This window comes from Paraburkholderia sp. RL17-337-BIB-A (assembly GCF_046025895.1).
Classification (GTDB): domain Bacteria; phylum Pseudomonadota; class Gammaproteobacteria; order Burkholderiales; family Burkholderiaceae; genus Paraburkholderia; species Paraburkholderia fungorum_C.
Window position 1 is genome coordinate 782,946 of the sequence record NZ_JARESY010000002.1, and the last position, 24,134, is coordinate 807,079.

21 protein-coding genes and 4 pseudogenes are annotated in these 24,134 nt (G+C 60.8%); 14 read left to right on the forward strand and 11 right to left on the reverse strand.

Annotated features, from left to right (window positions below; translation table 11 throughout):
- Window positions 1-15: 15 nt before the first annotated feature.
- The 12 genes and pseudogenes from P0D84_RS24455 (at window position 16) to P0D84_RS24510 (ending at window position 11,204) form a co-directional block, all read left to right on the forward strand.
- Window positions 16-117 (forward strand): DUF6893 family small protein, encoded by a 102-nt coding sequence (locus tag P0D84_RS24455; RefSeq protein WP_408341196.1) that lies wholly within the window; start codon window positions 16-18, stop codon window positions 115-117.
- Between the two features lie 24 nt (window positions 118-141).
- Complete coding sequence (gene hypF / locus P0D84_RS24460) at window positions 142-2,628, forward strand: carbamoyltransferase HypF (RefSeq protein ID WP_408341198.1); 2,487 nt, start codon at window positions 142-144, stop codon at window positions 2,626-2,628.
- On the forward strand, window positions 2,592-2,867 hold the full coding sequence (locus P0D84_RS24465) for a HypC/HybG/HupF family hydrogenase formation chaperone (RefSeq protein WP_408341200.1): 276 nt from the start codon (window positions 2,592-2,594) through the stop codon (window positions 2,865-2,867). The genes hypF and P0D84_RS24465 overlap by 37 nt, the downstream gene beginning before the upstream one ends.
- Window positions 2,868-2,898: 31 nt before the next feature.
- The gene (locus P0D84_RS24470; RefSeq protein WP_408341202.1) at window positions 2,899-3,606 is read left to right on the forward strand and encodes a D-sedoheptulose-7-phosphate isomerase; all 708 of its coding nucleotides are present in this window, start codon (window positions 2,899-2,901) and stop codon (window positions 3,604-3,606) included.
- Window positions 3,603-4,850, forward strand: a complete 1,248-nt coding sequence (gene hypD, locus P0D84_RS24475; RefSeq protein ID WP_408341204.1) for a hydrogenase formation protein HypD — start codon at window positions 3,603-3,605, stop codon at window positions 4,848-4,850. Before P0D84_RS24470 ends, hypD begins: the two co-directional genes overlap by 4 nt.
- Window positions 4,847-5,938, forward strand: a complete 1,092-nt coding sequence (gene hypE / locus P0D84_RS24480) for a hydrogenase expression/formation protein HypE (protein ID WP_408341206.1) — start codon at window positions 4,847-4,849, stop codon at window positions 5,936-5,938. Before hypD ends, hypE begins: the two co-directional genes overlap by 4 nt.
- Window positions 5,939-5,956: 18 nt before the next feature.
- Window positions 5,957-6,286: a hydrogenase maturation nickel metallochaperone HypA gene (gene hypA / locus P0D84_RS24485; protein ID WP_408341208.1), complete on the forward strand. Its 330-nt coding sequence runs from the start codon at window positions 5,957-5,959 to the stop codon at window positions 6,284-6,286.
- Window positions 6,286-7,305 (forward strand): hydrogenase nickel incorporation protein HypB, encoded by a 1,020-nt coding sequence (hypB, locus tag P0D84_RS24490; protein ID WP_408341210.1) that lies wholly within the window; start codon window positions 6,286-6,288, stop codon window positions 7,303-7,305. Before hypA ends, hypB begins: the two co-directional genes overlap by 1 nt.
- 363 nt (window positions 7,306-7,668) lie before the next feature.
- A complete protein-coding gene (locus P0D84_RS24495) occupies window positions 7,669-8,547 on the forward strand; it encodes a hypothetical protein (RefSeq protein WP_408341212.1) in 879 nt (292 codons plus the stop codon).
- A gap of 783 nt (window positions 8,548-9,330) precedes the next feature.
- Window positions 9,331-9,567, forward strand: coding sequence for a hypothetical protein (locus P0D84_RS24500; RefSeq protein WP_408341214.1), 237 nt, complete (start codon window positions 9,331-9,333; stop codon window positions 9,565-9,567).
- Between the two features lie 4 nt (window positions 9,568-9,571).
- Window positions 9,572-9,829 (forward strand): annotated as a pseudogene (locus P0D84_RS24505) (hypothetical protein); the annotation flags it as partial.
- A 148-nt stretch (window positions 9,830-9,977) separates the two neighbouring features.
- Window positions 9,978-11,204: an ISL3 family transposase gene (locus P0D84_RS24510; protein ID WP_408341216.1), complete on the forward strand. Its 1,227-nt coding sequence runs from the start codon at window positions 9,978-9,980 to the stop codon at window positions 11,202-11,204.
- A 1,105-nt stretch (window positions 11,205-12,309) separates the two neighbouring features.
- On the opposite strand, the gene P0D84_RS24515 is transcribed toward P0D84_RS24510, so the two are convergent.
- From P0D84_RS24515 to P0D84_RS24535, 5 genes are all read right to left on the reverse strand, one after another.
- Window positions 12,310-13,323 carry an IS110 family RNA-guided transposase gene (locus P0D84_RS24515; RefSeq protein WP_408341218.1) on the reverse strand — a complete coding sequence of 338 codons (1,014 nt, stop codon included), beginning with the start codon at window positions 13,321-13,323 and terminating at the stop codon, window positions 12,310-12,312.
- Window positions 13,324-13,505: 182 nt separating this feature from the next.
- Window positions 13,506-15,260 carry a ShlB/FhaC/HecB family hemolysin secretion/activation protein gene (locus P0D84_RS24520; protein WP_408341220.1) on the reverse strand — a complete coding sequence of 585 codons (1,755 nt, stop codon included), beginning with the start codon at window positions 15,258-15,260 and terminating at the stop codon, window positions 13,506-13,508.
- Window positions 15,261-15,478: 218 nt separating this feature from the next.
- Window positions 15,479-15,670, reverse strand: a complete 192-nt coding sequence (locus P0D84_RS24525) for a hypothetical protein (protein WP_408341222.1) — start codon at window positions 15,668-15,670, stop codon at window positions 15,479-15,481.
- 273 nt (window positions 15,671-15,943) lie between these two features.
- Window positions 15,944-16,357, reverse strand: coding sequence for a hypothetical protein (locus P0D84_RS24530; RefSeq protein ID WP_408341224.1), 414 nt, complete (start codon window positions 16,355-16,357; stop codon window positions 15,944-15,946).
- Window positions 16,354-17,244 (reverse strand): hypothetical protein, encoded by an 891-nt coding sequence (locus P0D84_RS24535; RefSeq protein WP_408341226.1) that lies wholly within the window; start codon window positions 17,242-17,244, stop codon window positions 16,354-16,356. The genes P0D84_RS24530 and P0D84_RS24535 overlap by 4 nt, the downstream gene beginning before the upstream one ends.
- A gap of 203 nt (window positions 17,245-17,447) precedes the next feature.
- Between P0D84_RS24535 and P0D84_RS24540 the strand changes: the two genes are divergently transcribed.
- Window positions 17,448-18,797, forward strand: a complete 1,350-nt coding sequence (locus P0D84_RS24540) for an IS4 family transposase (RefSeq protein WP_459252212.1) — start codon at window positions 17,448-17,450, stop codon at window positions 18,795-18,797.
- A 174-nt stretch (window positions 18,798-18,971) separates the two neighbouring features.
- Here the strand turns inward: P0D84_RS24540 and P0D84_RS24545 are convergent.
- The 4 genes and pseudogenes from P0D84_RS24545 to P0D84_RS24560 form a co-directional block, all read right to left on the reverse strand.
- A pseudogene (locus P0D84_RS24545) lies at window positions 18,972-19,701 on the reverse strand (hemagglutinin repeat-containing protein); the annotation flags it as partial.
- Window positions 19,702-19,842: 141 nt separating this feature from the next.
- Window positions 19,843-19,962, reverse strand: a pseudogene (locus tag P0D84_RS24550) (ESPR-type extended signal peptide-containing protein); the annotation flags it as partial.
- Window positions 19,963-20,370: 408 nt separating this feature from the next.
- Window positions 20,371-20,670 carry a hypothetical protein gene (locus P0D84_RS24555; protein WP_408341228.1) on the reverse strand — a complete coding sequence of 100 codons (300 nt, stop codon included), beginning with the start codon at window positions 20,668-20,670 and terminating at the stop codon, window positions 20,371-20,373.
- Window positions 20,667-20,933, reverse strand: coding sequence for a hypothetical protein (locus P0D84_RS24560; protein WP_408341230.1), 267 nt, complete (start codon window positions 20,931-20,933; stop codon window positions 20,667-20,669). Before P0D84_RS24560 ends, P0D84_RS24555 begins: the two co-directional genes overlap by 4 nt.
- 215 nt (window positions 20,934-21,148) lie before the next feature.
- Between P0D84_RS24560 and P0D84_RS24565 the strand changes: the two are divergent.
- A pseudogene (locus P0D84_RS24565) lies at window positions 21,149-21,690 on the forward strand (transposase); the annotation flags it as partial.
- A gap of 48 nt (window positions 21,691-21,738) precedes the next feature.
- Here P0D84_RS24565 and P0D84_RS24570 read toward each other — a convergent pair.
- A complete protein-coding gene (locus P0D84_RS24570; RefSeq protein WP_408341232.1) occupies window positions 21,739-23,052 on the reverse strand; it encodes an SUMF1/EgtB/PvdO family nonheme iron enzyme in 1,314 nt (437 codons plus the stop codon).
- Between the two features lie 131 nt (window positions 23,053-23,183).
- The gene (locus P0D84_RS24575; RefSeq protein ID WP_408341234.1) at window positions 23,184-23,978 is read right to left on the reverse strand and encodes a helix-turn-helix domain-containing protein; all 795 of its coding nucleotides are present in this window, start codon (window positions 23,976-23,978) and stop codon (window positions 23,184-23,186) included.
- Between the last annotated feature and the right edge of the window lie 156 nt (window positions 23,979-24,134).

A 24,134-nucleotide genomic window follows, 5' to 3' on the forward strand; every position in this document is an offset into this window, starting at 1 on the left:
GAAGCGGGAGACATCATGAAAGGATTCTTCAAGTACCTCTTGTTACCGGCATTGGTGGTCGGCGTGTTGGCGAACATGAAGGACATCAGGCGCTATATCCGTATCCGCAACATGTAGGCGACAAGGGCCAGGGAGATGGCGATGAGCACGCATGCACAGCCCGCCGGGCAGGGATCGACGCAACATCCTGCGCTCGCGGGTCCGGTCGGCGAGGAGATCCGCGTGCGCGGACTGGTGCAGGGCGTCGGCTTCCGGCCGACGGTGTGGCGGCTGGCGCATGCCTGCGGCGTGGCCGGCGACGTGTGCAACGACTGCGACGGTGTGCTGATTCACGCTTGGGGCGACGCGCGGATGCTGCAGCGCTTCATCGACAGTCTGAGCGCCGAGTGTCCGCCGCTCGCGCGGATCGACGCAATCGAGCGGCATCCATTGAGCGAGGCGGCCGAGGCGAACGACTTTCGTATCGTGCCGAGCGTGAGCGGCCATGTGCAAACCGGCGTCACGCCCGACGCGGTCATCTGCGGCGACTGCGCGACGGAGATCGCCGACCCGCTGAACCGCCGCTATCGTTATCCGTTCACGAACTGCACGCATTGCGGCCCCAGGCTTTCGATCGTGCAGGCCGTTCCCTACGATCGTGCCAATACGACGATGGCGGCGTTCGTCATGTGTGACGCGTGCCGCGCGGAATACGACGATCCCGCCGACCGGCGCTTTCACGCGCAACCGGTTGCGTGCTCCGCATGCGGACCGCGCGTCTGGCTGGAAGGCCGCGACGGCGCGCGCGTCGATGGCGACGACCCGTGCCGTGCGGCGAGTCAACTGTTGCGGCACGGTGCGATCGTCGCGATCAAGGGCTTGGGCGGTTTCCAACTGGCCTGCCATGCGAGCGACGAAACCGCGGTCGCGCGTCTGCGGCGGCTGAAACGGCGCGAGCGCAAACCCTTCGCGCTAATGGCGCGCGATCTGCAAGCCGTGCGTCGGTATTGCACGCCGGGCGAAGCCGAACGCGCGCTGCTTGCCAGCGCCGGCGGACCCATCGTGATCATGTCTGCCGACGGCGCCGAATGCGTCGCGCCGAGCGTTGCGCCGGGTGTCGGCACACTGGGCTTCATGCTGCCGTCCACGCCGCTGCACCGGCTGCTGATGGAGTCGATCGATTCCGCGCTGGTCGTGACGAGCGGCAATACCAGCGACGAACCGCCGTGCATCGACAATGCGGACGCCCGCGCGCGGCTCGGCCGTATCGCCGATGTGTTTCTGATGCACGATCGCGACATTTCGCGCCGGGTCGACGATTCGGTGGCGCGAGTGGTTCACGGTACGGCGCGGATCGTGCGGCGCGCGCGCGGCTATGCGCCGGCGCCGCTGCTGTTGCCTGAAGGTTTCGCCGCTACCCCCGCCGTGCTGGCGATGGGCGGCGAACTCAAGAACACTTTCTGCCTTGCGCGCGATGCACAGGCAATCGTCTCGCATCACATCGGCGATCTGGAAGACGCGCTGACGCATGCGGACTATCGCCGCGCGGTGGCGCAGTATCTGCATCTGTTCGAGCATGAACCGCAGGTGGTCGCGCTCGATCTGCATCCCGAGTACCTGTCGCGCAAGATCGGCTACGACCTCGCGCAAACCTTGCGGATTCCCGTAGTCGAGATTCAGCATCATCACGCGCATCTCGCCGCGTGCATGGCAGAAAACGGCGTCGCCTTCGATGCATTGCCAATGCTCGGCGTCGCGCTCGACGGTCTGGGTTACGGCGACGACGGCACGCTGTGGGGCGGCGAATTCATGCTGGCCGACTATCGCGGCTATACGCGGCTCGGGCAGTTCAAGCCCGTGGCGATGCCCGGCGGCACACGCGCCGTCGACGAGCCATGGCGCAATGCCTACGCGCATCTGCGGGCGGCGTTCGACTGGTACGGATTTACGCGGCATTACAGCGGTCTCGACATACAGCAGTTCCTGAGCAGCCGTCCGCGCGCCGCGCTCGACTCGATGATCGCGCAGCGCGTGAACAGCCCGCTGGCGAGTTCCGCGGGCCGTTTGTTCGACGCGGTGGCGGCCACGCTCGGCGTGTGCCGCGAGTGTGTGCTTTACGAAGGCCAGGCTGCTATCGAACTGGAGGCGCTGGTCGATCAACACACACTGCGCAACGATAGCGACGTCCGCGCGTACCCGTTCGAATTGACTAACACCCTGCCGGGTGGTTTGCGCTGCATCGAACCCCGGCCGATGTGGGAAGCCTTGCTAGGCGACCTGCTGCGCGGGACGCCGGTGCCGGTGATTGCCGCGCGTTTTCACAAGGGCCTGGCGATTGCGATTGTGCGAATGGTGGAGTGTCTTGCCGATCTGCTGACGGGCTCCGCAGACGCGCGCAGCGTTGCGCTTTCGGGTGGTGTGTTCCAGAACCGCGTCCTGTTCGAACAGGTTGCGACGCGGCTTGGTGAAGCAGGTTTTCGCGTGCTGACGCACCGCCAGGTGCCGGCCAACGACGGCGGATTGTCACTGGGGCAGGCGGTCATCGCGGCGGCGCGATGGGGTTTGAAGCGTGCGTGGAGTAGCGGTGCAGAACCGGGTATGGGGAGAGCGACATGTGCTTGGGCATCCCAGGGCAGATCGTCGAAGTGACGGATGCGGCGAACGATCTCGCGCTCGTCAACATAGGCGGTGTGCGGCGCGTGATCAACATCGCGTTTGTGATCGACGAAGACCGGCCGGCGAGCGCGTGCATCGGCCAGTGGGTGCTCGTGCATGTCGGCTTCGCAATGAGCCGGCTCGACGAGCAGGAGGCGGCGCGCACGCTCGCGCTGCTGCACGAGTTAGGCGTCGCCCAGGGCGAGATGAATGAGCTGCGCAGCGCGCCGTGAGCGCGCCAACATCAGCATACGGAGACCCGCCATGCCTGAACATGAATCGCTGCAAGCGCTCTATCCGTTCCTGCATGGCGCCCGTCGGGATGCGGACCGGCTTGACGCCGCGTTGCTCGAATCGGTGCATCGCAAAGCGCAGGAAAGCGTCGATGCGAAAACGCGCTTCTTCGAAGAAAACGCACCCGAGGTCGTCCGCGTTGCTCACGCCATTGCTGACGTGTATCGCCGCGACGGCCGGCTCTTCACGATGGGCAACGGTGGTTCGAGTTGCGACGCGGCGCATATCGCCGTCGAGTTTCTGCATCCCGTGACGACGGGACGCCCCGCACTCACCGCCATCAATCTCGTTGCTGACATGGCCATGTTGACGGCGGTCGGCAACGACGTCGGCTTCAATCACATTTTTGTACGGCAACTGGTCGCCCAGGCGCGGCGCGGCGATGCACTGATCGGCGTGTCGACGAGCGGCAATTCGGAGAACCTGTTGGCCGCCTTCGCGAAGGCGAAAGAGATGGAACTGCTGACCGTCGGACTATCCGGTCACGACGGCGGACGCATGGCCACGAGCGCTGCGCTCGATCATTGCCTGGTGGTGAGAAGCGACAGTATCCATCGTGTGCAGGAGACCCACGTCGCGATTTATCACATTGTATGGGACCTCGTGCATACGCTGCTCGCCGACGACCGTGGCGGCCTCGGCGCTTCGGCCACGGGGGCTGTGAGAGGCACGCCATGAAATACGTCGATGAGTTTCGCGACCCGGAGAAGGCGAAAACCCTCGCCAGGGAAATCCGCGCGCTAGTGTCGTGCATCGAGCGCGCGAAGCAGCGGCCACTGCAAATCATGGAAGTGTGCGGCGGCCACACCCATACGATTTTCCGCTACGGCATCCAGCAATTGCTGCCCGACGCCGTGGAGTTCGTTCACGGTCCCGGCTGCCCGGTATGCGTGCTGCCGATGGGCCGCGTCGACGATTGCGTCGCTTTGGCGGAACGCCCGGAAGTGATCTTCACGACGTTCGGCGACGCGATGCGTGTGCCCGGTTCGAAGAAGAGCCTGCTGAAGGCAAAAGCCGAGGGCGCCGACGTGCGCATGGTCTATTCGCCGCTCGATGCTTTGAAGATCGCGCAGCTCAATCCCGACCGGGAGGTAATCTTCTTCGGCCTGGGCTTCGAGACGACCATGCCGAGCACCGCAATGACCGTCTTGCAGGCGCACGTGCGAAAGGTCACGAATTTCTCGCTGTTCTGCAATCACATTACGATCATTCCGACAATCAAGGCGATTCTCGATTCGCCAGACCTGCACCTCGACGGCTTTCTCGGCCCTGGACATGTCAGCATGGTGATCGGCACGCGGCCTTATGACTTCATCGCGCGTCACTATCGTAAGCCGATCACGGTGGCCGGGTTCGAGCCGCTCGACGTGCTGCAATCGCTGTGGATGGTGCTGAAACAGATCGCGGACGGCCGCTGCGAAGTTGAGAACCAGTATGGGCGGATCGTGCCTGAGGATGGCAACGCGCAGGCCCTGGCGGCGGTGGCGCGCGTGTTCGAGACGCGTGAGTTCTTCGAATGGCGTGGACTGGGCTCGATTGATCATTCCGGTGTGCGGGTGCGCGAGGCGTTCGCGGGATTCGATGCCGAGCGCAAGTTCGCGGTGCCGAACGTGAAGATCGCCGACCCCAAGGCATGTCAATGCGGCGAGGTTCTCAAGGGTGTGATCAAGCCGCATCAATGCAAGGTGTTCGGCACCGGCTGTACGCCCGAATCGCCGCTCGGTTCTCTGATGGTTTCGAGCGAGGGCGCGTGTGCGGCGTATTACAACTACGGACGGATCGATATGTCTCGCATTGAGGGACGGCAACGCGCGCGGCAAGCGGCGACGCCGCCCGCGGCATGTCTGGGCGCGGGTGGCATGTCCGATACGGCTGCGCTTGCTAACACAGTCCCCACGCCCACCCAGCGAGGCGGGCTATGAACGATCGCGCTTCCACTCCGATCGCACTGGACGCGCCACCACGCGTGCGCCGCGTGCGTGACGCTTCGGTCAATCTTGCGCACGGCAGCGGCGGCCGAGCGATGCGCGATCTGATCGAAGACGTATTCGTCTCGACCTTCGACAATCCCGCGCTCGCGGCGCTCGAAGATCAGGCCGTGTTCGCGCTTGGCGATCTCGCCGCGCACGGCGACCGGCTCGCCTTTACGACGGATAGCTACGTAGTCGACCCGCTTTTCTTTCCGGGCGGTGACATCGGCACGCTGGCCGTGTCCGGCACCGTCAATGACCTGGCGGTGTGCGGCGCGACGCCTTTGTATCTGTCGTGCGCGGTGGTGATCGAGGAAGGTTTCTCTGTCGATCTTCTACGCCGTGTCGCCGCGAGCATGCAACGTGTTGCGCTCGAGGCTGGTGTCGCGATCGTCACAGGCGACACGAAAGTAGTGGAACGCGGTTGCGCCGACAAGCTGTTCATCAACACTGCAGGCATTGGCGTGGTGCGCCGCGATGTTTCGATTTCGGCGCGCAATGCGCGGGGCGGCGACGTGGTGATCGTCAACGGGTACCTCGGCGATCATGGCGCGGCAATTCTGGTGGCGCGTCAACAGTTAGCACTCGAAGCTGACATAGAGAGCGATTGTTGTCCCCTCAACGGCCTGATCGCGGCGATGCTCGACGCGTGCCCACAGATCCATTGTCTGCGCGATGCGACGCGCGGCGGTGTCGCGACCGTGCTCAACGAATTCGCGCAAAGTTCGAACGTAACGATACGGCTCGATGAAGCCGCGCTGCCCTTGCGCGAGCAGGTGCAGGGCGCCTGCGAGATCCTCGGGCTCGATCCGCTGTATCTCGCCAATGAAGGCAAGCTGGTGGCCGTCGTGCCTGCCGATGCAGCAGACCGCGTGCTGGCGGCCATGCGCGCGCATCCGGCGGGACGCGAGGCCGCGGTGATCGGCACGGTCGAACAGAGCGAGGCGGAGGCGAGTGGGCTTGTCGTTATGCAGACGGTGTTCGGCGGGCAGCGCATCGTCGATATGCTGGTGGGCGAGCAACTGCCGCGCATCTGCTAAAGGCTCGAAGGAAGCGACATGCATGAATTGAGTATCGCGAACAGCGTCGTCGAGATTTGCGCGGAACAGGCGCACGGTGCGCGTGTGCGGTGCGTGACGTTGGAGATTGGGCAGTTGTCGGCAGTGATGCCGGAGGCGATCCGGTTTTGCTTCGATGTATGCGCGAAAGACACGGCCGTGGAAGGTGCGACGCTGGATATCGTCGTAATGCCCGGCGAGGCACGCTGTCTGGCGTGCGGTGCGACGCTCGCGGTTGACGTGCCGTTTGGGCAATGCGCGTGCGGCAGCGAGAACCTCGAACTGATTTCCGGCCAGCAGTTGCAGATTCGACGGATGGAGGTGGTGTGATGTGTACGACATGCGGATGCTCGAATACGCGGCTTGCGACGGTGACCGATCTGGATGCGGTGAAGCCCCCGGAAGACAATGCGCAGTCGCAGTCGCAATTGCCGTCGAACCGGGAAGCCGGGGCAGTCGGCTCGTCCGAAACTGCCTATCGGCGAGTCGACGAACATCTTCATGCAAGTTTGACTGCGCACACGCGGGGTCATTCGCATTCGCACGTGCACAGTCGTCACGAGTCGAGCGGACACGCACATCACGATGTACATTCGCATGGCGGTGACCATGCGCATTCTCATGCGCATGAACACGGTCATGACGATGGACATGTCCAGCAACACGAACACCAGCACGAGCACGACCACGGTAGATCGATCGACCTCGAACGTGCCATTCTGGCAAAAAACCAGCTGCTGGCCGAACGCAATCGCGGTTGGCTCGCCGGTCGTTCGATATTTGCCTTGAACCTGATGAGCTCACCGGGCGCGGGCAAGACGACATTGCTCGAACGAACTATTCGCGATTTGGGTAGCACGCTCCCGCTGACGGTAATCGAAGGCGATCAGGCCACGCTCAACGACGCAGAGCGAATTCGCGCGACCGGCGCGCGCGTGGTGCAGGTCAATACCGGCGCCGGCTGTCATCTCGATGCGGAAATGGCGTCGAGAGCACTGACGGAACTCGATCCGCCCTTGCATTCTGTGGTGATGATCGAGAACGTCGGCAACCTCGTGTGTCCGGCGTTATTCGATCTCGGTGAAGCGGCAAAAGTACTGATTCTTTCAGTGACTGAAGGTGAGGACAAGCCAATTAAGTATCCGCATATGTTCCAGGCATGCTCATTACTGTTGCTGAACAAGATCGACTTGCTGCCCCATTTACGCTTCGATGTCGACCGTTGCATCGGATATGCGAAGCGTGTCAATCCTGAGATGCTGATTCTTCAGGTTTCGGCGCAGAGCGGCGAGGGGATCGAAGCGTGGTACGGATGGTTGCGAAAGAGAGCACCATCGCGCAGAGAGTAGATCGCGAACAAGTCAAATACGCTCCGAGAAACACGGCACGGCCTCGCGAAAACACCGGTGGATCCGGTTCCGGGTCGGGTCGAGGCCGCGCTGGTCGGCATCGGCACCGCATAGATTCCCGATTATCTGGCTGCCGATCATTCGGCAGTAGGGCGTTTGCGATTGTGTTCGGCATGAGCCAGCCGGACGATGTCGATATGAGCGAGATCCTGTTCAGGCCGATACGGTCTTAGGGGCCGACCTCAGCGCGCCGGATCCGATCCACGCCCGGTGCCCCCGCAACCCGAGCCAAAAAGTAGGAGGACGTCCATGGGCAGGCTTGTCAGTTCCCCGGCAGATAGCGAGAGAGCGCGGAAGTGGTTGATGGTCGCGATACTGGCGGTATTCTGCTGCCTGTGCCGGAGCGCCTTCGCGCAAGCGGCCGACAACGCGGCGAGCGTGCGCGACAAATATCAGAGTCTGACGCAGCGGCTCGCGCACAATCAGTTTCAGCGACCGCTGTACCTCGAATCGCAGGAGTTGCCCTCGGCGCTCAAGGGCGATATTTACGGTGTGCTCAATTATCCGTTCGCGACGGTCAACGGCGCGCTCAATGACCCGACTCAGGGCCCGGCCAACTGGTGCGACGTGCTGATCCTGCACCTGAACACCAAGTACTGCCGTGCATCGACGAGCGCCGGCGGTACGGTCCTGGCGGTGAACATCGGCAAGAAAACGGAGGAGTCGCTGTCCTCGTCTTACCGCGTGCAATTCAACTATCGTCCGGCAGCAAGCAGCCCGGATTATCTTCGCGTGGAGCTTTCCGCCGCCACGGGTCCGCTGAGCACGAAAGACTACCGTATTGTGCTGGAGGCGATACCCGTGGGCGATAGCCGCACCTTTATCCATCTGACCTACGCCTACGGTTACGGCATGGCGGGACGGCTTGCGATGAAAACCTATCTGGCGACGATCGGTAGCGACAAGGTTGGCTTTTCCTCCATGCCTGATCCCTCGACGGGTGAGACGCGATACATCGGCGGCGTGCGCGGTCTGGTGGAACGCAATACCATGCGCTATTACCTCGCCGTCGACGCTTATCTGGGTGCGCTTTCGGGGCCGCCCAACGCCCGCCTCGACAAACGCCTCACTGGCTGGTTCGATGCGACCGAGCAGTATCCTCGGCAATTGCATGAGGTCAGCCGCGCCGACTACATGCAAATGAAGCACGACGAGTATCAACGTCAGCAGACCGCTCAGTAGGCCGCGCAGCAGGCGAGCGTCACAAGTCCGATCGGCTGCCCGGCGTTGCTCGCCCTATAAGATTTGAAAGCTCACCGCAGCCGTACCCGACGCAAAGAGCAGCGACGTCGGTAAGGGAAGAGCAATCGCCAGCGGCCGTCCCACGCCCTCTCTGTAATAGCACTTCATGCTGCGTGTCTCCACCAATGCATTTCTTGCAGGCTCCTCAGGTGGGCAGATTTTTTCCATTGCAACCTGCACCGACCTGATAGCGATGACGACTTCAAGGCTCTGGTGAAGAAAGCCGTCAAACTGGTAAAGAGTGAAACGGCGCTGGGGCTGCCTGGATACCTCGGCCCTCGAACTGACACTCCACAGACGGCAACGCTTCGCCTTGGAGGCGACATGGGCAGATCGAGTGCATCGGAAAGGGGGCAGCCATGGGTCATTGTTGACGAGCCGGGGGCGCGTGCCGGCCCACTGATGGCGACCGATCATATGAAATCAAATAACATAAACCGGGGACCTGGCTTGGGCCGCTTGCGCCGCAAACGCGAAGTACGTTAAGACGAAAGCCGGGATATAAGTGGTTTCTGCTTTACGATAAGGAGTAGGCTTAATTATGAAGCCGGTCTTGCGCACAATAACGATGACGCTCCCGGCAAATCTACCCAACCGCGGACTCAGTTTCCGCCAATACGTCCCCACTAATACCCCGATTCGATTCGGCTTGATGTGTTCATGCGCCGGGCTCGCCTGTGCAACTGGCGCGTTGAGCGACTGCCTTTCTCTTCGGAGCATTCGATGACGAACCAACCAAAGGAACAGAAACACGGTGTCGGCCGCAAAGACGAAGACAAGCGTGCGGACGACATCCCGAACAGCGACACCGGCTCACCGGCACCTGACAGTGCTGCCCCTGTCCTGCAGTCCGAGGACGATGAACCGTTCGATGAAGATTCGCCGGAATTAGGGGCGAGCGGACGAGGCGATGTTCCGAAACAGCACGTTTCGGAACAACGACACGATGAACGGACATAGTGCAATGGACGACCGATTTGATAGACGAGAACTACTGCTTCATCTAGGAGACATTCTCGAAGCGTTGCACTGTCTGGCCAGGACGGGTCGGCCGGACGTATCGGTGGCGTACCTTGCGCAGAAAGAGAATTCGTTGCAGGACTTCGCGTTCCTCCGGGCGCTTGCGCCAATGATGACTGTGACCGAATTCAGCGCACGCGCCGCCAGCGCGTTCTTCTTATGGCCCAAGGAGCTGCTCGAGACTGAACTTAACCGGAATGCCTCTTTTGAGTTTTGAGTGGGTAGGGTTGGCGGGTCAAGGACGGGCGTAAGCCCGGCGAAGCGAATCCTTGAGGCGCCCAGAATTGATAAGCTGAGCCATGGCTGGTTGCGGCAGAATGCGGCAACCAGCCACGCAAGACAAAGCAACCATGACGAATCAACTGTTCGAATCCGCTCTCGGTATAACCGCGCCCTGGTACGTTCAAGGCGTTGACTTCGATGCCGCTCAGCGTCAACTCACCATTGCCGTGGACTTCGTCGCGGGCACCCGGTTTTCCTATGCTGGAGTTGCCGGTGAGCATCCTGTCCACGACACGCAAATCAAGCGTCTGCGTCACCTGAATTTCTTTCAACACGAATGCTTCCTGGAAGTGCGGGTGCCGCGTGTGCGCTTGCCCGATGGCTCCGTGCGGTTAGTCGAACCTGATTGGGTCGGTCAACTCAGCGGCTTTACGCTGCTGTTCGAGGCACTCGTACTGATGCTCGCCCAGCAGATGCCGTTTGCCGCTGTCGCGCGTGCGGTCAACCTGTCGTGGCATCGAGTACACGCCATCTGTTCGCGGTATGTGGAGCTGGCACTCGCGGGGGCTGACCTGTCTGAGGTGACGGCAGTGGCGATTGACGAAACCTCGTATCGGCGCGGTCATGAGTATCTGACGCTGGTCGCCGATATGCGGGCGCGGCGGGTCGTGTTCGTCACGACCGGCAAGGATGCCAGCACGATTGAACGCTTTGCGGCCTATCTGGGCGAACACGGTGGCACGTCCGAGCAAATCAGCTCGGTCAGCATCGACATGTCGCCAGCTTTCATCAAGGGCATCAATGAACATCTGCCCGACGCGCGACTGACCTTTGACAAGTTTCACGTCGTTGCTCACGCGTCCAAGGCGCTCGACACGGTGCGCAGGCAGCAACAGAAGGTCGACCCGCAACTCAAAGGCATGCGCTGGACGCTGCTCAAAGACGCGAACAAACTGAATCTCGCCCAACTGACCGACCTCGAGGCGCTCGTCAGTCAGTACACCACCAGGCGCACGGCCCGGGCGTGGCTGTACCGCGAGCAACTGCGCGACATTCTCGAGCGCAAGCAAATCAATGTCGTGTCGGCGATGTTGCACCAGTGGTGTACGAACGTCATGCGCTCGAAGGTCGAACCGATGAAGGACGTCGCCCGACTGATTCGCCGACACTTCGAGGGCATTGTCGCCTGGACTCAGACGCGCCAGACCAACGGCTTCATCGAAGCCATCAACGGCCTGTTTCAGGCCGCCAAACGCAAAGCACGCGGGTACGCTCGCTTCGAAACCATGCGCACTGTCCTGTTTCTCATCGCCGGAAAACTCGACTTCTCACGCTTTAATGAGCATGCCCGATGAGCCCCGTTACCCACTCCGTTTTCAAAAGAGCCACCGGAATGCGCTGGCGTCCACCGTTCAGCACGACCTTTTTGAGGACAACGCTGAAGGCTGGAGCGCGTATGTCACTCACATCCAGAAGAAGGTGGCGTGGTTCGGGACCGGGCTTCTCACGGTGAAAAGGGACCAGATGGCCGAACCGTCGCGCAGTACCGGAGGTCTGGCGACTCCGCTCGAGGTGGCGGGCGAGCTAGCGCGTGGCGCGCGTCGCGATGCGCCCTCCGAAAGGAAAGGTTGGCCCTGGCCAGAGTCGACGTCCTGACGTACTGTCGGTGTCATACATTTCCAACACCTGGTCGTTAGTTCAGTGACCCACGTGAAAGGCTCGAGCCATTGATGGCCAGCGATTCGCGACATGTGACTCCACCCTTATCCACTTGCGTTGCGGACAGAACGAGTTATCCACAAAATCTGTTCACAAAGCTGTGGACAAATCACACCCTGGATAAACGGCCCCGCCGCATAAGGTTTTCCGGGCGGCGTGTGGGGGAAATTTCTTTCCCCTCGCGCCCTCAAACATCCATTCCGCCACGTTTCCCCACACGCTGCGGTGCGGCGAAACCTTCGTCCCCAACAGAAGGACGGTCCTACATATCAGACATGTGTCTCGTTTGAGATTCAAGCTAACGGCGGCACTTAACGCCGATTGACAAGACACCCATTAGCGGGCCTGCGTCAAGTGAGCAAACACCACCATCGACTGCCTCAACAGCCGGTTTCGAACTCTGGTACCCGAATGCGTCGGCCGAACGCGTCCGTTTCTTCATTTCCTGGCTGCGACGAATCGCACCAGACACCCATCAGGTTCAAGCGAGCGGCAATGCTACCGGCGCCTTTCGCCCTGGCGGCGGTGCCGCCCCAGAAGAACATTGGTACCGCAATACGTCCATGGGGTTCGTACAAATTCAAGGGTTGCCCAACATCTGGGCGCCAATCCATCGGTGGCTCGTATTGCGGGCGATCCGCTTTGACTGCACATCGGGGGACGGCGGCACGGCATCCCATTCAAATTCCCGGAGCTGGAGCTCAGTCTTGCCACGGGGCTTGCCGCCCGACGTCCGGAAGCTTATGTAAAGCAGCGTGTCGTATCGAACGGTTTGTGGTCCTTCAGAATATGGAAGCATGCGCGGGCGAGCTTGTGCGACAAAGCCTTGCGGGCCAGGATAGTGTTGCTTCTGCCTTTCTTGCGCTCATAGAACCGTCTGGCCTCGGCGCAATAGCGCAGCGCGAGGTTGGCCGCTTCGATGAACGCCCAGGACAGATACGGGTTGCCATTCCTGATGTTGCCTTCGCCTTTTTTCTTGCCGTTGCTCGTGTGCTGGCTGTCCACGCAACGGGCGTACGACGCGAAGTTACCGGCGCCGGAGAAGCGCTCGATGGGGCCGGTCTCCAGCAGGATGACGGTTGCCAGTGTCTGGCCGATGCCCGGCACCGTAGTGAGCAATGCATAGTCGGGGTTCGGTGCGACCTTTTCCTGAAGACGCTTTTCCAGGACGTCGATTTGCGCACACAACGTTGTGATCACTGCGACGTTGGCCCGGAGCGCGAGTGCGACGTCGTCTGGCAGCCGCATCTGATTGATCGCTTCTTCGCCCAGCCGCTTGACCTGATTGCTCGTGATCCGCGTGCCGAACTGGCGTGCCGTAATGTTCTCAACCGCGAGAATATGGCTGGTGCGGCTGCGGACCAGTTGCATGCGTTTCCTGGCCAGATCGCGTACGGCACGGTGCTCCGGCGAGAGGATGGTGCCGGTGGGAAGAATTCCAAGGCGCAGCAGCTGCGCCAGGTAACGGGCATCGGTTTCATCGCCACTGTGCTTGAGCCCGTCGTATTTCTTGATGGCCGCGGTGTGTGCCAGGTGCACAGTGAAGCCGGCCGCCTGCAGACCATCGACGAGCCAGTACCAGTTGAAGGTCGACTCGACCACGACGCCCGCGAGCTCCGCTTGCCATGGCGCGAGAAACGCGAGAATCTTCGACAAATCGTTGGGGAGGCGCTTCTCAGCGACAACCCCGTCTGCTTCGTCGGTGACACTCACCACGCTGTTGTTCGAATGCAGGTCAATTCCGCTATATTTCATCTCAGCCTCCTTCTGGTTAAAGCACTTCGCAAACTCACTTTAAACCCCGTCGCCTCCATGGCGACGGTGGGAGGCCCGCTAGATGATTTTCAAGTGACTTGTCTAAAGTCCACACAGGTGAGTTGTCGATGCATGCGGTGCATGCAGCGTGGGGAACGTCATGGACTTTCCCCCACGGCACGCTAGAACTGCGCCGTTGCCTGCACTCCCACCGTCACACGCGAAGTCGGGAAGCCGCTGGGTTTGTAGACCGGCGTCCCGACGAACAGGTCATAGGAGATGCCGACGAAGCGGGAAGGCAGACCACCGCGGATGCCGATCACCGCGCCCGCCAGTTGTGTCCCGGCCAGAAACGCCGTGTTCGGACCGAACACGCGCCCGTAGTCGAGCCCGGCGTACAGCGCCTGTCCCGTCTGGCCGATGGGCCATTGCAACTCATTGCGCCAGTAAAAGCCTTTCTCTGCTGCCAGCATGGTTTCGCCGTCGAAACCGCGCACCGTGTAACGGCTGCCGATGGTGAGGTCGTCCAGATAGAACAGCGTGTCGTTGGTGAACTGGGCGTGAACGGTCGCGACATACCGGAAGCCCTGTTGGGCGATGGCAAACGGCACCGACAGATTCGCGTCCAGCACGGCCATGTGGTAGCGGTAGGTCGGACCATCGGCGGATGGGTCTGGCGTCGCACCCAGGCCGCTAATCCCCTGGCGGTAAGCGAGCGTGCCGTCGAACTGCGACGCGCCGAAGTAGTGCCGGTCGGTCAATCCCGCCTCGATAATCGTGTCATTGCGCCGCTGCTGCGGTATATCAGTATCGTCAATAAAGCTGTCACCGAAGCGCTTCGATAGCTGGAACTCCACGCCGAATACGTCGCTCTGGCTGCGGCTTAATACACGCGCGAGCCTGAGTGCAGCGGTCTGCGAGTTGCCGCTGGACACGAACGTCTGATTCACGCCGGCAATGTTCTGGTAGTACGTGTTCGTGTTGCCGGACAGCGTGGCCGTCCAGTAACCCCACGGCAGAGAGTACGAGCCATTGAAACCGTGCGAGCCGAGCGACTTGTTGCCGAATGACAGGTCCTGATTCGCGCCGACCGTGAACACGTCGTTCAGGCCCAGCGGATTGTCGATGCCGAGGCTCACGTTGCCCTGCCACTTGCCGGTCGCGTCCGTGCCCGAGTTATCGACGGATGCAACGAAGCTCCACGGCTTCGAACGCTTCACGGTGACCACGACATCGCTTTCGCCCGGTGTATCGGTCGGCTCGATCTTCATGTCCACGTCCTGCGACGCGACACGTTTCATCTGCTCCAGACCCTGCTCAAGGTCGCGCAGGTCCAGCAGGTCGCCGTCGCGGGCCGGGAAAGCGGATTTTAGGGTGCCGGGTGTTTCAGGGTCGGCAAAGCGGAGCTGGTGCACGACGCCTGGAATGAGCGCAAAGGCCAGCGTGCCGCTGGACAGGTCCTGCTGCGGGACGAGCACGCGCGTGGTCACGTATCCACGACTCAGGATCGCCTGCTGCAGTCCTTTGGTCAGCGTGTCAATGCCGGACTTGCCGACGCACTGTCCCTTGTAGTGATCGAGCCATTCGCGCGCGAATGCGAACGGGTCCAATGATAGGGCCGACGCCCCTTTGCTGCGCACACCATCGGGCAGCGTCGTCGGGACATCGAGCGCGAACCTGCCGATGCGGAAGCATGGCGTCTCGACGGGCAGCAGCGGATAGCCTTCGAATGTGGGAAGGGTTGAACGCACAGCGGGTGCCTGCACGGTTGCGTCCCGCTGCTGTGCGTCGCGCTGCTGCTGGATTTGCTGGTTCTGCTCGACGTTGGCCCGTGCGGCGGCGGCTTCATCGGCTGGCGTCGGCGCATGCTGCGCGTTCGACGCGAGTGATACCAGGGCTGTGAGCGGCAGTGCCGCCAGCCTCTTTCGAATTTTCATAGTTGGTTCAGTCTAATTTCGAGATTTATCTACGGCCTGCGAATCACTCGATTTCTTTTTTTCGCGAGACCGACGAACGCATTCCGAAACGCTCCCCAAGATCAACATCATGCCCAAGCCTGGAACGAGGCTCGCATAATCTTGAGAGGATGCAGTCGCTGCAGCGAACAGAAAATTAACGAGGAACACAATGCCGATCCAAGGGCGCAGAGCATATTTCACAGCGACATGAGGCGCTTCTGGCCTTGAAATAAGACACGCTGTAACCGTAAAAACCGGGACAAGCCGGCAAAAAATTCAGCTCGCCCATTGTCCAAAACATACGCAATCGTGAAGTAGATTGCATACATAATCAGCAACTCGGCAGCATAGATAGAAGCGACGCGAATCACGCTTTTAGAAGAGTTCATTTCAGCCCATGCACTAACGAATTTAACGGCGGCACCACGATGGTAGTCGTGGCTGATTTGCCAGCTCCGATCCCCGCTCCGAACCCGATTCCGGGGAACGCGGATATAGGCAGCGCACCGCCTATTTCCCCGATGGTCTTGTCGTCGTTAATAGTTCCATCGTTCGGCTCTCCGTGAGCTGTTTTGCGAGGGTCTTTTCGTCAGGATGTAGTTGTCTGTTGAACCGAACCGTATTTCTGCCGCCCGTAAGAATCGCGCCGAACGTCATAGCCGTCATTTATTTGCTATCCGTTCGGACATCCCCGTCGCTAAGCGTTCAAGACTCTCAGCATTGCCCCACAGGACAACGCGAGTACCCTCTAGATCTACCGTCAATTTCCCGCGTTGCACATACTTCTCCTGCACTAGCTGAACGTCTTTGTAGGAATACGACCGCGCAGTTATAAAGCACACAACAAGATGCTGCTCGTAAACGCTGAATCGATAAAACGCGCCTCCTGAACGGAAAACTGACTGACCGAACGATGCGATGACGCGCGCTTGCGCAATAAGCTGGCCAGCGCTTCTATCAGCTATTCGCGAAATTGCGGGCAGTAGAACAAAGACCACCAGTACGCCGACAATCAGCAATCCAATCACGACCAACCCTGCTGAAGGGCTGAGCGTTGTCTGAAAGAATGGTTTCATCGCTTCACCGGAGATTGATAGGTCGGATCGACCGAAGCGTTGACAGGTGTACTGAAGCCCGCGCCGATACCGACTGAAACACCATTTATATAGCGCGTCGCGTCATACCAGTATTTTTCCTGCCACGCCGTTACATTACTCGGAACTACTTGGACGCCAAAGTATTTGCCGATGCCCACCCCGACCGACGTTGGACCTGAATAACGCGAATCGCCCGAAAAATTGATACTCGCTCCGAGATCCCCCAAACTACCGATTGCGACGTCAGGCTTAAGCGAAGCCGAACCATCGCTCGGCGTGTACGAGAAATTCGGCCCGACAGCAACTCCTGGAGAGACCGGCACGTGAAAACCCGCCTGCACGCTAACGTCGGGATTGTTGCGTGGATCTGAGTTGGGCATGCCGGCCGCACACTCAGCCGTAATGCAGCCATTTGCCGCCGGAGTGAACGGCCCGGTAGCATCGATCCTTGGCCCGGCTGCATTTTGGGTAGATGGCGCATTCCAGCCATACGGCGAATTTGAGCCACCCGTGTTCTGGGTAATCAAGTCTTGCAGCGCTTTTGACGGCGTCGCCAACATCGACGGTTCTTGCACCAGATAATTCCCGGTGCTATCCGTCACCAGCTTCATGCCCGTTGTGTCGTGGACCGCGCTTGCAGGCGTATTCCCAGTCAACGGCACAACAACGCCTGTCGCAGCGATCTCACCATACTGGCTATTGTTTCCCGCACGCATGGCATTCTCGATCTGCGCCGCCGTGATCGGCGATCCATCGGTGTTAGTGAGCCCTTGAGCGTTCGCTACCGCTGCGATCTGCTGTGCCTTCGTTTTCTCCGGTTGGTGCAACTGCCTATTAAATCTGTCTGTGTTCACGGCTTGAACCAAGGTCCGAATCTCTCCGGCTCATCACTCAGTATTCCTGCCTTGCGTAGTGGTTTCGGTAAAAACCTGATTAAGACCATCGTCTTATACACAAGTCAGCCCTCCGCAACCGTAGGCCGGAACAAACCGTCGTCGGGCAATGAGATCGACGGGGGCTTGTAAACTTTCGGCGCATCGCGTTTACTCTCGCTTTTTGCGTGAACGCCTTGGCCCTGGAAGCACCGTGCTGGACGCAAACCGAATTTGCTGACCTCGACCTTGGCGACGCGCGCTTGAACAAGCGAGCGAGGACATTGATGGAACGATTGGCGGCCAAGCCGACGGCTGGCGTGCCGCAGGCGTGTCGGGGCTGGGGCGAGACGATGGCGGCGTACCGCTTCTTCGACAACGGCGAGGTCGAGTGGAGTGCGATTCTGGAACCGCACTGGCGGCAGACCGAGCAACGAATGGCCGCTCAGTCGGTCGTGTTGTGCCTGCAGGACACCACGGAACTGGATTTCAACGGCCGGCAGGCCGCGGGCCTTGGGCCACTGTCTTATGAGATGCAGCGCGGGATGTATTTGCATCCGACCTATGCGGTGACGCCTGAGCGGGTGCCGCTGGGTGTACTCGACGCATGGATGTGGGCGCGTGAGCCCAAGGACGCGCAGGGCCAGCGCGGCGGCCTCAAGGAAAGCCTGCGCTGGATCGAGGGTTACGAGCGCGTAGCGGAAACGGCATCGAGCCTGCCACACACGCGACTGGTGTACGTCGCTGATCGCGAGGCAGACATGCTCGCGCTGATGGTGCGGGCGCAGGAGTTGGGCACGCCGGCGGATTGGCTGATTCGCTCGACCCACGACCGCGCGCTGCCCGAGGGAGCCAAGCTATGGACAGCGACGACAGAAGGCACACCGCTGGGCGAGATTGCCTTCACGATGGGCTCGCGTCACGGCGTGAAGGCGCGCCAGGTGCGTCAGCACGTATGGTTGCGGCGCATCGAACTGCCGGCAGGCGTTGGTCAGAGCGTTGCGGCCACGTGTCTGGTGGCGCGTGAGTTTGATGCACCAGGCGGCGTCAAGCCGATCGAATGGCGCTTGCTGACCAACCGCGAAGCCACGACGTTGCAGGAAGCGATTGAACTGATCGACTGGTATCGGGCGCGCTGGGAAATCGAGATCTTGTTCAACGTGCTGAAGAACGGTTGCCGGGTCGAGGCGCTGCAACTGGGCGCGATCGAACGGCTCGAACGCGCGCTGGCGCTGTTTCTGGTCGTGGCTTGGCGAATCGTCCGTCTGATGCACATGGGTCGCAGTTGCCCCGATCTGGATGCCGAACTGTTCTTCGATGTCGATGAAATTCGTGGCGCGTATTTGCTGACCGACGTCAAGCAGCCGGACAAGCCCAAGCTCAACGAGGTGCTGCGCCTGATCGCGCGCCTGGGCGGATTCCTCGGCCGCAAGGGCGATGGCGAACCCGGCACGAAAGCTATTTGGCTGGGACTCAAAGAGGTTCATGTCGCTGCCAAGACATTGCAGAAGTTACGTGCCGGCGGTCACGCTGGAAATTGTGTATAAGCCGATGGATTAAGACAACTAGCAAGATAAGAAACATAGGCAACCCGATTGCCAAGAGGGCAATATTTTCATCTAGCTTGAACATTAAGCGACATAACCCGGCAACCAGAAACGACCAGGAACTCGCCCCGATCGCCGATGTAAGGCAGACCATGAACCAAATTTGGAATGCGGCGTACGCGTGGTCGCGCTGTCGCTGCCGCTGTCGTTCTGGCTCAACATAGGCGCACCGCCGCCCGCGTTAGGCCCGCTCGCCGTTGAACCCGGGCCATGCGTACTGTAAGTTCGCGCCGCCATCACCCGTCGTCACGCCCGCGCTGAAGCCGCCCGAGTGCGCGTCATAGCTGGACTGGTTCTGGATATCGCTAAAGGTCAGCGTGCCCGTGGACAGGTTGTTCTTCGACGCATCCGCATCGCTCGCAATCACCGCTCCCTTGAGGTCGGTATTGCCCTTGACGTTGACGTTGAACCCGCCGTCGCCCGCCTGGATGCCAGCCTGTTCGTTCACGCCCGCGTAACTGCCGCTGGCGTTCGCATTGGTGTGGCTGAAGCTCGCGCTGCCGCCGCCCTGGCTGATCGCAAAGCCGCCGCCCGTGCTCTCCTGATGCGCGGCGCTCGTCATCGTGTCCTGTACGCTTGCAACGTTCAGGTTGCCGCCGACATCGGCATTCACCTGGCGACCGTTGACATTCGACCCGATGATGTTGGTGTCACCACCCGAAATGATCGTCGCGGTGTTGGCCGCCGTCACATGTGTGTTGTTCTGCATGGTGGCATCGCTGTTGCCCGCCTGCTGCGTCTGCACGATGGTGGGCGAGTTGTTCAGGATCGCGCCTTTCGACGGCACGTCGAAGCGGCCATACGTGTTCATCGACACGCCCGCGCCGGAGGGCCGGTTGAGGTTGACCTGATCCAGGCCGTTCTGTGTCTGGATGACGGACGGGGCGTGTGCGCCGCCCGGAACAATCTGTGCGCCCGACAGCGAAGGCAGCGCGCCAAGGAGCGCGAGCGCAATCTGACGCAACGAAAAAATCACACCCTGTGATTTTCTCCTGCTTACCGTGGTCTCTCCTGCCTGCTTGCCGGTTGACGTGGCGGTTTCCTCGACGGCGACAGGCATTCCTCTCAGTCGGCTGTACACCAGCCTGTATGTCTTCCGGTTCATTCTTATGCTTCGTATTACGGATTATTAACGGGCCGTAATCTAGCGCCAGATGAAACAGAATGGTTCGGACTTATTGTCGCCCTTGCGCCACGTACAACGGTTTGCAGCAAATCGGACTTGTCCTATGGTGCGCTGCCCGGGGTATAAAGTAGCTCGAGCAGGCAAAAAAATGCCCGCGCGAAGCGGGCGAAGGCAACCAGTGCGTTGACCGGGGATAGTCAACGTTGGTTGCCGAGGATGACGTCGAATAGACGCCGCTCCCCTCTATGAGCTGTGTATGCTGAATTGCCATAGGACAACTCCGCTAAGCCGCAAGTGACTTGCAAACGCAAAAAGGGCGACCGAAGTCGCCCTGAAGCCAGCAAAATGCCAGCGGTGATGATAGGGACGCGTGCCACCATCCTGACGTTAGCGGCGCGCGTCGCATCCTTCGATCAAGGCGTAAGTCTCCTCAAACATCCGGCGATCGCAGCGAGCGAGATTACCCTGCGCGTCAGACACGATCCAGTCTCCCCGGTCCACGCGGCGCTTGCCATCGAGTGACCTGATCGTGCACCAGTTGAACAGTGACTCGTGGCTGGTCGCATCAATGTTGCTGATCCAGCCATTCGAGTACGAGGCGTGAAACCAGTTAGGCCATGCTTCCGCGGAGCCAACCTGGTATGCCTGGACCACCGGTGATTTGGTGCGATATCTTCTTACGCTCAAGAACCACCTCCTGTCTCATACCACCGTACTCCCTGCCCATCGTCATCCACCTGGGCGAGCGCGCGCCGCGCTTCATCGCGCGCACTGCCCATGCCGATGTCGGCCCAGCGCTGCAGGCAGCGATGAATCTCCATCACCTGCAATGCGGTTGCACGGTTTGTGCGCGCGGACTCGATGGCAGCACTGCGCGTGGAGTCATACGGCGCGGTGGCCGCAATACGTGCGAGCACGTCCGCCTGCTCGTGTGGCGTCATCCTGTACATGGCGTTCTCCCTGAGACACCGGTCGGTATCGTCCTTGCGCTTGCAGTGACTAATCGTTGATCAGTTCAACCTGCAGGTCCCGATGTTCGCGCAGCAGCCCTTGAAGCTTTGGCCAAACGTATTGGTTCGCGGCGTAGTCCGTGGCAGAGATGCGCACGTGCCAACGGGCCTTTCGGGAAGCTCGGCGACGGCTCGCAACTCGGCCTTGATCTCTACAGGGACAGCCCAGCGCCGTCATCCTGGATGGCCGCACGATACAGTCGACCTGCGAAAGCGGCCCGCGTGCGGGCTATGACGGTTATCCCCCAAGGGGACTTCCTTCGGGGCGTAAGCGCAAACGCGGCAGCAAAGTCCACATTGCGGTGGACACCCTGGGGCAATTGCTGGCGGTGCATGAGACACCGACCAACGAACAGGAGCGCGCGCAGGTAGCAGAGCTGGCACGTCAGGTCCAGCAAGTGACGGGACACACGGTCAAGGTTGCATTTGCGGATCAGGGGTACACGGGCAAAGAGCCAGCGCAGGCTGCACTCGACGAAGGCATTGAACTACAGGTGATCAAACTCGAGGAAGCGAAAAAGGGCTTTGTACTGCTGCCCCGGCGGTGGGTGGTCGAGCGCAGCTTTGGCTGGCTCAACCGTTTCCGCCGTCTGGCACGTGATTATGAACGGCTACCCGAAACGCTTGCCGGTCTTCATTTCGTGGTCTTCGCAATGCTCATGCTCGTTCACGCGTTCCAGTACTTCAAAGTGCCTAACACGTTAAACCGATCGGTGACTTTGTGGGTCACCAATTGGTTTAATGGTCACCCCTTCACACACCGAAATCCCGCATACACATACTGATAGTGCGGCTGAAACCAGTTCCGGAAAGCCGGCCGCAACATGCATTGCGCGGTGCGCGGCGAACCACCTTTGATCACGTAATGCTGCCCGTCGAAAAAGTTGGCGGAGTAGCCCGGATAGAACGGAAACGCTTCAAATCCCGGCAGTGCGTCGAACACCGTCGAAGTCCACTCCCAGCCATTGCCGAACTGACCTTCCACGCCGAACGCGCTGACGTTGTCGGGATGCGCGTCGACCGGCTGCGGGTCCCAGCTGCGGAAATCGAAATTGCCCGACACCGCGTGCGGTGCGCCGTGCGCTGCACGTTGCCATTGTGCTTCGCTGGGGAGTGCCTTGCCGGCCCAGCGCGCGTAGGCGCTGGCTTCGGCATGACTCACATAGGCGGGCCAGTCGAGCGGCAGCGGTACTTCGTCGAACATCGTGCGCAGCGTCCATGCGCTGTTCTGAGCGCTTCCAGCTTCCTTCGCCCAGCACGCCGGATGCTCGATATGCTCGGCTTCCTTCCAGGCCCAATCCTTCTCCGCCCACCACTTTGGTTCGCGATAGCCGCCTGCCTCGATGAACTCGCGAAACGCGCCGTTGGTCACCATGTGGCGGTCGATCTCGAACGCCGGCACGTCGACGCGCATTTCGCCGAACTCGTTGTCCCAGCCAAAATGCCCGCTCTCGCGCGACATGCCGAGCACCGTTGCGCCAGCCGGCACGCTGACCATCGACGACAGCGCCTCGCGCGGTTCAGAGCGCGTGAGCACCGGCTCCCGCAATTCGGTGACCTTCTGCGCAAGCGGCAACTGATGCAGCATGTACGCGAGCGTTTCAGCATGCATCAGCCGATGCTCGATCGCGACATTCAGCAACTGCTCGGACGCCTGAGCCCGTGCGTTCTCCCGGCCGACACGCGCCGTGTCGCTCAGCGCATCGAGCTCGCGGTCGATCTGCTCGCGGGCGCGCAGCGCGTAGCCACGCACGGCGTCGAGAGACGGCCAGTCGCTGGGTTGATCGGTGGGAAAGCCGCCGTCGACCGGATCGATCCCGAAAGCGAACAACTGGTCGAGGTGCGGATCGAACGCCGGCAGTTCGCACAGGCGTTGATCGAAAAGATTACGATCGAAAGCTTCCAGGTGGCCGACGTAAAACACGATCCGGTGGCGCTCGCGGATCGGCCGTTCATACAGAAACTCGGGTTTGACGATGGAAAACAGCGCATCCGTGATTTGGCGCGCGTCGATCAGGCGCTGGACGAGCGGGTGATGCGGGGCGGGGTCGCGATTCATTTCGCCAGGTCTCCTTGCGGGGGACGGACTAAAGACTGTACCCGCTCGCAGGAGCCATGCCAAGACGAATGCGCGCTAAGAAGCAGTTCGACGAAGACCTGGCTGCGCGGGCCAGGTCCTGCGCGTAAGGCTTACACCGTCTGCAGGCCTTCCAGATCGACGATCCGGATGTGTTTGCCTTGTGTGTCGATCAGGCCGCGCTTTTGAAATCTTGACAGGGTGCGGCTGACGGTTTCGAGCGTCATGCCGAGATAGCTGCCCATGTCCTCGCGCGTCATGCGCAAGTTGAATTCCGCCGATGAATAGCCACGCTGTGCGTTGCGTTCCGACACGTCGAGCAGAAATGCCGCTACGCGTTCGTCCGCGGAAAGCGAGCCGAGCACCATCATCTGCCCAGCTTCGCGGACGATCTGCTCTCCCAGCAGTTTGTGCAGGCGGTCCTGCATCGAACTGATTTCACGGCACAAGGACTTGAGGGCAGGGTAGGGGACAATACAAACGGTGCTGTCTTCCAGGGCGACGGCGCTGCATGCATGCATGTCTTCACTGATACCGTCGAGGCCGAGCGCTTCGCCCGCGAGGCGAAGCCCGGTGACCTGTTCGCGGCCGTCACGGTGCGCCATGACGGTTTTCATCGAACCGGAACGCACGGCGTAGATGCTGTCGAAGCGGTCGCCGCTGCGATACAGCGCTTCGCCACGCTGCACCGAGCGCGCGGTGCAAATGAGCGCTTCGAGTTTGGTTAGTTCGTCGGGCGATAAGCCTTGTGGCATGCAGAGCGCCCGCATCGCACAGCTCGAACAGCGCGCTGCGGTGCGCGCTGTTGCTCTCACCGGGGCGGCACGACGGCCGCCGCGCGCCGGCGGAGAAATCAGACTGGAATCGGCGGCGCCTGAGGAGCGAGTCACAGCGGTAGGAGTAAGCATGTTCTGCAGCCATTGTAAGGATAACGACTCATTGTCCCACCGCCCATGGCCGCTGTTTAGCGACAAAATGACGCGCTTGGGCAGTTAGGCATCTTGAGCAATGTCACCCTCGTGTTGCTGTTTGTGGCTATGGACTGCTATGCATCATGGCGAACG

Excerpts from the sequence above, each read along its gene's own strand:
- P0D84_RS24510 (WP_408341216.1), top strand. The coding sequence starts at position 9,978 with ATGACGAATCAACTGTTCGAATCCGCTCTCGGTATAACCGCGCCCTGG.
- P0D84_RS24525 (WP_408341222.1), bottom strand. The coding sequence starts at position 15,670 with ATGAACTCTTCTAAAAGCGTGATTCGCGTCGCTTCTATCTATGCTGCC.
- P0D84_RS24570 (WP_408341232.1), bottom strand. The coding sequence starts at position 23,052 with ATGAATCGCGACCCCGCCCCGCATCACCCGCTCGTCCAGCGCCTGATC.
- P0D84_RS24515 (WP_408341218.1), bottom strand. The coding sequence starts at position 13,323 with ATGAAATATAGCGGAATTGACCTGCATTCGAACAACAGCGTGGTGAGT.
- P0D84_RS24455 (WP_408341196.1), top strand. The coding sequence starts at position 16 with ATGAAAGGATTCTTCAAGTACCTCTTGTTACCGGCATTGGTGGTCGGC.
- P0D84_RS24465 (WP_408341200.1), top strand. The coding sequence starts at position 2,592 with ATGTGCTTGGGCATCCCAGGGCAGATCGTCGAAGTGACGGATGCGGCG.
- hypE (WP_408341206.1), top strand. The coding sequence starts at position 4,847 with ATGAACGATCGCGCTTCCACTCCGATCGCACTGGACGCGCCACCACGC.
- hypB (WP_408341210.1), top strand. The coding sequence starts at position 6,286 with ATGTGTACGACATGCGGATGCTCGAATACGCGGCTTGCGACGGTGACC.
- P0D84_RS24530 (WP_408341224.1), bottom strand. The coding sequence starts at position 16,357 with ATGAAACCATTCTTTCAGACAACGCTCAGCCCTTCAGCAGGGTTGGTC.
- P0D84_RS24495 (WP_408341212.1), top strand. The coding sequence starts at position 7,669 with ATGGTCGCGATACTGGCGGTATTCTGCTGCCTGTGCCGGAGCGCCTTC.
- hypA (WP_408341208.1), top strand. The coding sequence starts at position 5,957 with ATGCATGAATTGAGTATCGCGAACAGCGTCGTCGAGATTTGCGCGGAA.
- P0D84_RS24470 (WP_408341202.1), top strand. The coding sequence starts at position 2,899 with ATGCCTGAACATGAATCGCTGCAAGCGCTCTATCCGTTCCTGCATGGC.
- hypD (WP_408341204.1), top strand. The coding sequence starts at position 3,603 with ATGAAATACGTCGATGAGTTTCGCGACCCGGAGAAGGCGAAAACCCTC.
- P0D84_RS24560 (WP_408341230.1), bottom strand. The coding sequence starts at position 20,933 with ATGTACAGGATGACGCCACACGAGCAGGCGGACGTGCTCGCACGTATT.
- P0D84_RS24500 (WP_408341214.1), top strand. The coding sequence starts at position 9,331 with ATGACGAACCAACCAAAGGAACAGAAACACGGTGTCGGCCGCAAAGAC.
- P0D84_RS24575 (WP_408341234.1), bottom strand. The coding sequence starts at position 23,978 with ATGCTTACTCCTACCGCTGTGACTCGCTCCTCAGGCGCCGCCGATTCC.
- P0D84_RS24520 (WP_408341220.1), bottom strand. The coding sequence starts at position 15,260 with ATGAAAATTCGAAAGAGGCTGGCGGCACTGCCGCTCACAGCCCTGGTA.
- hypF (WP_408341198.1), top strand. The coding sequence starts at position 142 with ATGAGCACGCATGCACAGCCCGCCGGGCAGGGATCGACGCAACATCCT.